Genomic DNA, 6,420 nt, shown 5'->3' with positions numbered 1-6,420 from the left:
CGGCCATCCTCACCCTCGTGGCGATCGAGGTGGACCCGGCGGCCGCGCTCGGCCCGTTCGCGGCGTCGTTCGCCAACCTGTCCTTCGCGGGCAAGGTGGCGGTCTTCCGGCGGCTCGAGGAACCGGGACTGGCCGACGGCACGCCGGTGCGATTCATCCTCGACACGCTCCCGACGCTCGCCGCATTCGTCTCCTATTCCGAAGCGGCGGTGTTCGACCGGGCGGCGAACCGGCTGGCCACGATTCCGGTGGGCTGGCGGATCAGCGCCTACCAGGGCGTCGGCGAGGGGTGGAATGAATTCCGGGGTTATTACCGCGGAATCGACCGGGTGACGGACTAGGGAGGACGCTTCTCATGCGCGACATCGTGGTCGTCGGGGCCGGCGGCGGCGGGCCGGTCGTGGCCAAGGAACTCGCCGCGCGCGGGCTGGACGTGCTCGTGCTCGAAGCCGGGGCCCGGCACCTGCGCCCCGAACAGGAGTGGACGCGGCTGGAGGACGACACGAACGACCCGATCACCGGGCGGTTCCGGGTCGGGCCGTCGCGGCGCGAGGAAGCGCCGTGGCTGCGGGACTTCCCGCAGAACTCGTTCGTCTGGCAGGTCGCCGGTGTCGGCGGGACGACGTTGCACTACTTCGGCAACAACCCGCGCCCGGCTCCCGGCGTGTTCGCCGGCTACGAAGGCGCCGACCGGACCGAATACGACACCGCGCACGTGTTCCCCTTCACCTACGCCGAACTCCGGCCGTACTACGAGTGGTGCGAGGAGACGCTGCCGGTGCGCACCGCGCCGATGGGCACCAAGGAAGCCGTCTTCTTCCGCGGCGCCGAGCGCATGGGCCTGGTCCACCAGACGTGGAAGGACCTCCGGGGCCCGTCCTACCGGGCGCAGGAGAACGCGATCCTGCAGCCGCACGGCACGGCGGGCCGCACCGGCGATCCCGCACGGCTGCTGTACCCCGAAGCGCAGGGCTGCACCTTCTGCGGGCACTGCTTCCAGGGCTGCCTCGAACCCCGGCGCGCGCCGCGCAACCTCAAGGCCAAGCGCTCGACGGACAACTCCTACGTGCCGATGATGCTCACCGCCGACGCGTGGTCGCCGGGCGGCCGGGCCGCGGAGCTGATCGCCGACGCTTACGTCGTGCGGGTGCTGACCGAGCAGTCCGGCTCGCGGACGGTGGCCCGCGGGGTCGTCTACCGCACGCCCGACGGCGCGCTGCACACCGTCGAGGCCCGCGTGGTCGTGCTCGCCGGCGGCTGCGTGGAAAACCCGCGGCTCTGGCTCAACAGCGGCCTGCCCAACCCGAACGACTGGGTGGGACGCGGGCTGACCGAGCACCACCTCGACTGGGTAGTGGGCGTTTTCGACGCCTACACCGGCGAATCCAAGGGCGCCGGCTCCAACTGCCGGATGGACTTCCCCGGCTACGGCGGCGTGGAGAACGTCTGCCTGCCACCGGCGTTGCAGGCCTTCGCGTTCGCCTACAGCGACGCGGGGATGTCCGGCTACTACGACAACGGCGCGGACGTCGGCCCCCAAGGTGCCGACACACTCGGGCGGCTGATCGGGAACGACCTCAAGACCGCGCTGGGCGACGTCAACAAGCTGCTCACGGCGCTGGTGGTCACCGACGACGACGTCCAGCCCGAGAACCGGGTGACGCGGTCGCCGGTGATCCCGCCGGACCCGCACGGCCCGGTGCCGCGGGTGGAGGTCCGCCACCGCGCCCGCACCGCGCGCACCCGCCGCAACCGCGAGTACCTCGCGGCGCGCTCGGCCGAGCTGATGCGCCTCGCGGGCGCCCGGCGGGTGCACCGGCTCGACTGGGCACCGCTGCTGCTCCACGTGCAGTCGAGCATGCGGATGGGCTTCGACGCGGCCGACTCGGTGCTGGACGGCACGGCCGAGGCACGCTGGGTGGACCGGCTGTACATCGCCGACAACTCGGCCCTGCCCAACGCGGTCGGCGGCGCCAACCCGACGTTGACGACCCAGGCACTGGCGACCCGCACGGCGGAGAACATCTTCCGCACCTACTTCGACGGCGACCCGTGGGTGGGGACCGAGGCGCCGATGTCGTCCATCGACGACCGTGTCACGCAAGCGGTACTGGCGCGCGGCCTTTAGGTCCTTTGAGGACTTGAAGCGATCTCCGTCCGGTGCTATACGAATAAGGAGAGCAAAGACCTGGTGACATCGCGAGACGATCCGGGGAGTGAACGACGATGCCGGACAGGATCACCCGTGCGGCCGACGGGTTCGCCGAGCTGGTGCTGGCCGACCCCGCGTGGGTCCGGGCAGAGTTCGACGCGATCGTGGCCGCGAACTTCGCGCCGCCCCCACCGCCGGTTCCCGCCGCTCGCCGCCGTCCCGGCGTGCCACGGCCGGTCGCCGTCCTCGGCGTGCCGCGGCGACGACCGGGTGTCCGCCTGCTCGCCGCGAAGTGCCCGCGACGGGAGAGAGCTCCTCCGCGGCTTCGGACGGCGAACCGAACGGACCGAACGAAGCCGGGGAAAGGGGAGTGATGCCGTCACGGCGCCCGGGTTTCCTTCGGCGCCGGCGTGCGCTGCCTGCCCCGACAGCGGCCGGTAGGACCCTTGCGGGCCCGGCCACCGCGCCTCCAGGCGCATTCTCGCGGCAGCGACGCCGGCGTGCCGGGAGCCGTCGAGTTCGCGCAGGACACGGACAACGGTTTCGACACGCTGGTTCTCCGCAGGTCCCGGTGCCGCGCGCCGGCACCGGGACCGCGCCGGAATCACAGGGAAAGGAATTCGCCCCGCTGCAGCAGGTGCACCCGCGTCGGCGGGCGGCGCCGCCGGACCTCCTCCAGGAAGTTCGACACCGGTGAGTGGAACAGGCCGTAGTCGTCGAAGTGCACCGGGACCGCGCGGCGGGGCTCCAGCAGGTTCAGCAGGTCCACCCCGCCGCGGTGGTCGAGGGTGACCAGCACGCCGAACGCCCGCGTGCCGCCCAGGTGCACCACCGCGAGGTCGAGGCCGGGGAAGTGGTCCCGGATGGTCCGGAGTTCGTCGTGCAGCACGGTGTCGCCGCTGACGTAGATCCGCAGCGGATCGGCCTCCGGCGTCGCGCGGTACTCCAGGACGCTGCCCATGACCGGCGGGAGCAGCCGCCGGAGCGGGCCCGGGGCGTGCCGCGCCGGGACGGACGTCACCGCCAGCCGTGCGTCGCCGTCCGAGAAGGTCTCCGTCGTCCACGTCGGCAGCGGGAGCGGGGCGTGGAAACCCCGCCGCAGGAGCCGGGTGGCGGCGTGCTCGGTGGTGAGGATCGGGGTGTCGCGGGGGAGTTCGCGTGCGGCGATCCGGTCGAAGTGGTCGCCGTGCAGGTGGGACAGGATCACCGCGGTCAGCGGCGGCAGGTCCGCCGGTTGCAGCGCGGGTTCGGTGCGGCGCCGGGAAAACAGGCCCTGGCCGAAGTAGGACCACTGGCCGCGGTGCAGGAAGTTGGGGTCGGTGAGCAAGGTGAACGGGCCCAGCCGCAGCACCGTGGTCGCGGTCCCGACGAACATCAGGGAATCGCCGCCGGGCGGATCGTACGCGGGCATCGGCAGTCCTTTCCCGGGCTTCGGGGGTTGTCCGGGGCGCGGCCGGGCGGACCGCGCCCCGGACGGCGCGCTCAGCTCCGGGAGCGCACGTTTTCCCGGGCCTCCTGGGCACGATCGGTGACGTCGCCGGTCGCGGACCGCGCTTCGTCCTTGACCGTGGACGCCGCGTCGGCGGCTTCGGACTTCACCGACTCGGCCGCCTGCTGCGCGGGCTCGCGCAGGTTCTCCTTCAGCTCTTCGGCCGCGTGCTGGGCCACCGGCGCCACGTGCTCCTTGGCGAGGTCGGTCGCCTGGCCGGCGAGCCGGCGCTCCGGCTCGCTCGCGGGCAGCAGCGACGACACGAGCCAGCCGGCGCCGAAGGCGATCAGGCCGGCGGCCAGGGGGTTGCCCTGCGTGCCGCGGCGGATCGACTGCGGCGCTTCGCTGACGGCGTCGGCGGCGGAGCTCACCTTGTCCCCGGCGACCGAGGCGACCGAGCCCACCTTGTCGCCCGCCGTCGACGCGTGCTCCGACGCGGTGCCCATGACGCGGTCCCGCGCGTGGCCCACGGCCGAGCGCATCCGGCCGATGCGGCGTTCGACGATCCGACCCGGGGTCACCTTTTCGGTGAGGGCGTTCACGTCCGTGCTGAGATTGCGTTGCGTGCCTTCGATTTCGCGGCGGAGCCGCTCCGGCTCGGTCATGGTCGTTCGCCTTTCAGTGCGTCCGGGACCTGCTGCAGGGTCTCGACGGTGCGTTCGGGTTTCGGGTTGATCCGGCGGACTTCGCGCCGGCCGGTCGCGTAGAGCACGGCGCCGGCGATCACCCACACGACCGCGACGATCAGCGCCGCCCAGCCGGAATCCAGCACGTTGGCCAAGCCCTGCCACAGGGCGATGGAGAGGAACAGCACGACCATGTAGCCGGCGAACCCGGCTCCGCCGAGCATGCCCGCGCCCTTCGCGGCCTTGCCCGCTTCGGCCTTCACTTCGGCCTTCGCCAGCTCCACTTCCTGCCGCACCAGGGTGGAGAGGTCCTTCATCACGTTGGACATCAGCTCGCCGACCGAGGCGTCGGCGACGTCGACGGGTTCACTGGTGCGGGGTGCGGGCCCGGGTGCCTGCGTCATCACGGCACCTGCCCCGGAGCGGAGAAGCGCGGGCTCGGCTGCGGCAGGGCGTCCGGCGGCTGCGGCGCGTTGTAGCCGCTCGGGGCCGGGCCCGGCTGGTTCGGCGGCGCGAGGCCGCCTTCCGGCTGCGGCCCGTTGTAGCCGCCGGGGGCCGGGACCGGCTGGTTGGGTGGCGCGAGGCCGCCTTCCGGCTGCGCCGCGTCGTAGCCGCCCGGCGCCGGGTACCCGTGGCCGCCCGGCTGCGGAAGACCTTGCGGTGCGGTGTATCCGGCGTCACCCGGCTGCGGCACGGGCGGGGTCGCGGTGGGGCCGGCGTGCGGCCGGGGAACGCCCGCCCGGCCGTTCGGGGAGCTTTCCTCCTTCTGCTGCGCCACGACGCCGCGGGTGAGCCGTCCGACGAGGGCACCGGCGACGGCCGCGCCGACCAGGAACGTGCCGGGACGGCGGCGGGCGAAGCGCCGCACCTCGTCCAGGAGATCGCCCGGTTCGCGGTGCTCGAGCCAGTCGGCGACCGACCGCGTCCGGTCGGACACCTGGCGCGCGACGTCGCCGGCGAGGCCGGGGGAGTCGGTCTGCTCCGCCATCCGCTCGAGCTGACCGGCCAGCTGGTGGAGGCTTTCGGCGGCCTTCCGCTGGCCGTCCTTGGCCTGCGACTGCAGCTGTTCGCGCCCTTCCCGGACCAGGTCGCGCGCTTCCTGCTGGGCGTGCGCGGCCACGTGCTTCGCTTGGTCCGCGGCCGTTTGGGCGACTTCACCGCCCCGGTCGGCGGCGGTGGAGGCCACCTCGCGGGCTTCGCCCTTGGCGGTTTCCGGCATCGACGGCGATCCGGGGGCGTGCTGCGGCGGTGACTGACCACCGGGTCCCTGAGTCATCTCGACCTCCTGCGGGAAAGGCACTTGGCGCGCCTTCGTGGGTGCCGATGGCGACCATCGGCCTGGTAGGGCGGCTGGCTACCCGGGTGGCCGGGGGATAAACCGGGCGACGGCGCGGCTCGTCGTCAGCAGCGACACCGCGTCACGGAGGCTGTCCGGGCCGCCGGCTCCCGGTGGCCGGCCGGGCCCGGCCAGGACGAGCCGTGGCACGGGGAACCCGCTCGGGGGAGTGGCCGGGAGGCTGCTCCACAGCACGAGCGCGGCGGGCCGGATCCGGTCGATCGCGTGCCGGAGCGCGGATTCCGGCATCGAGGCGCCCAGGAACAGCGCCTCGCGGCCGTGTTCGGCCAGCGCCGCGCGCAGGGCTTCCAGGGGCAGCGTGTGCCGCTCACCGTCCACACAGGCCAGCAGCACCGCGGGTCCGGCGCCGGTGGGCGTGGGAATCCGGTGCAGGGCCGCGGCGACGGCCCAGGACAACCCGTGCACGAGGTCGATGCAGCGGTCGGCGTCCGGGCCGCAGAGGGCCGTCAGCGCCGGGCGGCAGAGCTCGTCCCAGGTGCCGAGGACGCCGCGGTCGGCGAGGTGCGCGTCGAGGAGCGCGGCCGCGGTGTCGATCTTCAGGCCGCGGACGGCGGCCAGCAGCGTGCCCACGTCGGTCGCGCTCGCGCGGAACGCCTGCGAGGCCGCGGCTTCCCCGCTGATTCCCTGCTCGATCAGGTGCTTCATCCGGAGCAGCGCCTCGACGTCCGCCCGCCCGTAGCGGCGGTGGGTGCCGGACTGCGGCGCGGACAGCGGGAGGTCGTACCGCCGGTGCCACGCGCGCAGCGTGGACGCGGGCAGGCCGAGCATGCGGGCGACCGCCCCCGCCGTCCAGGTG

7 protein-coding genes and 1 pseudogene are annotated in these 6,420 nt (G+C 73.5%); 3 read left to right on the top strand and 5 right to left on the bottom strand.

The features are described 5' to 3' along the window. The 3 genes and pseudogenes from ACFVYA_RS49050 to ACFVYA_RS49040 all read left to right on the top strand — a co-directional run. Positions 1 to 341: pseudogene (locus tag ACFVYA_RS49050) on the top strand (hypothetical protein); the annotation flags it as partial. 14 nt (positions 342 to 355) lie between these two features. After that, complete coding sequence (locus ACFVYA_RS49045; protein WP_387055435.1) at positions 356 to 2,128, top strand: GMC family oxidoreductase N-terminal domain-containing protein; 1,773 nt, start codon at positions 356 to 358, stop codon at positions 2,126 to 2,128. Between the two features lie 98 nt (positions 2,129 to 2,226). After that, positions 2,227 to 2,526, top strand: coding sequence for a hypothetical protein (locus ACFVYA_RS49040; protein WP_285990366.1), 300 nt, complete (start codon positions 2,227 to 2,229; stop codon positions 2,524 to 2,526). A gap of 230 nt (positions 2,527 to 2,756) precedes the next feature. On the opposite strand, the gene ACFVYA_RS49035 is transcribed toward ACFVYA_RS49040, so the two are convergent. The 5 genes from ACFVYA_RS49035 to ACFVYA_RS49015 form a co-directional block, all read right to left on the bottom strand. Next, the gene (locus tag ACFVYA_RS49035) at positions 2,757 to 3,563 is read right to left on the bottom strand and encodes an MBL fold metallo-hydrolase (protein ID WP_387055433.1); all 807 of its coding nucleotides are present in this window, start codon (positions 3,561 to 3,563) and stop codon (positions 2,757 to 2,759) included. Between the two features lie 71 nt (positions 3,564 to 3,634). Continuing rightward, a complete protein-coding gene (locus ACFVYA_RS49030; protein ID WP_387055430.1) occupies positions 3,635 to 4,246 on the bottom strand; it encodes a DUF3618 domain-containing protein in 612 nt (203 codons plus the stop codon). Then, positions 4,243 to 4,671 (bottom strand): phage holin family protein, encoded by a 429-nt coding sequence (locus ACFVYA_RS49025; protein ID WP_387055428.1) that lies wholly within the window; start codon positions 4,669 to 4,671, stop codon positions 4,243 to 4,245. Before ACFVYA_RS49025 ends, ACFVYA_RS49030 begins: the two co-directional genes overlap by 4 nt. Beyond that, positions 4,671 to 5,543 (bottom strand): hypothetical protein, encoded by an 873-nt coding sequence (locus tag ACFVYA_RS49020; RefSeq protein WP_387055426.1) that lies wholly within the window; start codon positions 5,541 to 5,543, stop codon positions 4,671 to 4,673. Before ACFVYA_RS49020 ends, ACFVYA_RS49025 begins: the two co-directional genes overlap by 1 nt. A gap of 78 nt (positions 5,544 to 5,621) precedes the next feature. Continuing rightward, positions 5,622 to 6,420: MerR family transcriptional regulator (locus ACFVYA_RS49015; RefSeq protein WP_387055424.1), on the bottom strand; the 799-nt coding region annotated here is incomplete at its 5' end.

Source organism: Amycolatopsis sp. NPDC058278 (assembly GCF_042881395.1).
Classification (GTDB): Bacteria; Actinomycetota; Actinomycetes; order Mycobacteriales; family Pseudonocardiaceae; genus Amycolatopsis.
This window is presented reverse-complemented; position numbering and strand designations above follow the sequence as displayed.

What these genes read in the sequence shown, in the direction of transcription:
- ACFVYA_RS49045 (WP_387055435.1), top strand. Translation starts at nt 356, where the DNA reads ATGCGCGACATCGTGGTCGTCGGGGCCGGCGGCGGCGGGCCGGTCGTG.
- ACFVYA_RS49040 (WP_285990366.1), top strand. Translation starts at nt 2,227, where the DNA reads ATGCCGGACAGGATCACCCGTGCGGCCGACGGGTTCGCCGAGCTGGTG.
- ACFVYA_RS49035 (WP_387055433.1), bottom strand. Translation starts at nt 3,563, where the DNA reads ATGCCCGCGTACGATCCGCCCGGCGGCGATTCCCTGATGTTCGTCGGG.
- ACFVYA_RS49030 (WP_387055430.1), bottom strand. Translation starts at nt 4,246, where the DNA reads ATGACCGAGCCGGAGCGGCTCCGCCGCGAAATCGAAGGCACGCAACGC.
- ACFVYA_RS49025 (WP_387055428.1), bottom strand. Translation starts at nt 4,671, where the DNA reads ATGACGCAGGCACCCGGGCCCGCACCCCGCACCAGTGAACCCGTCGAC.
- ACFVYA_RS49020 (WP_387055426.1), bottom strand. Translation starts at nt 5,543, where the DNA reads ATGACTCAGGGACCCGGTGGTCAGTCACCGCCGCAGCACGCCCCCGGA.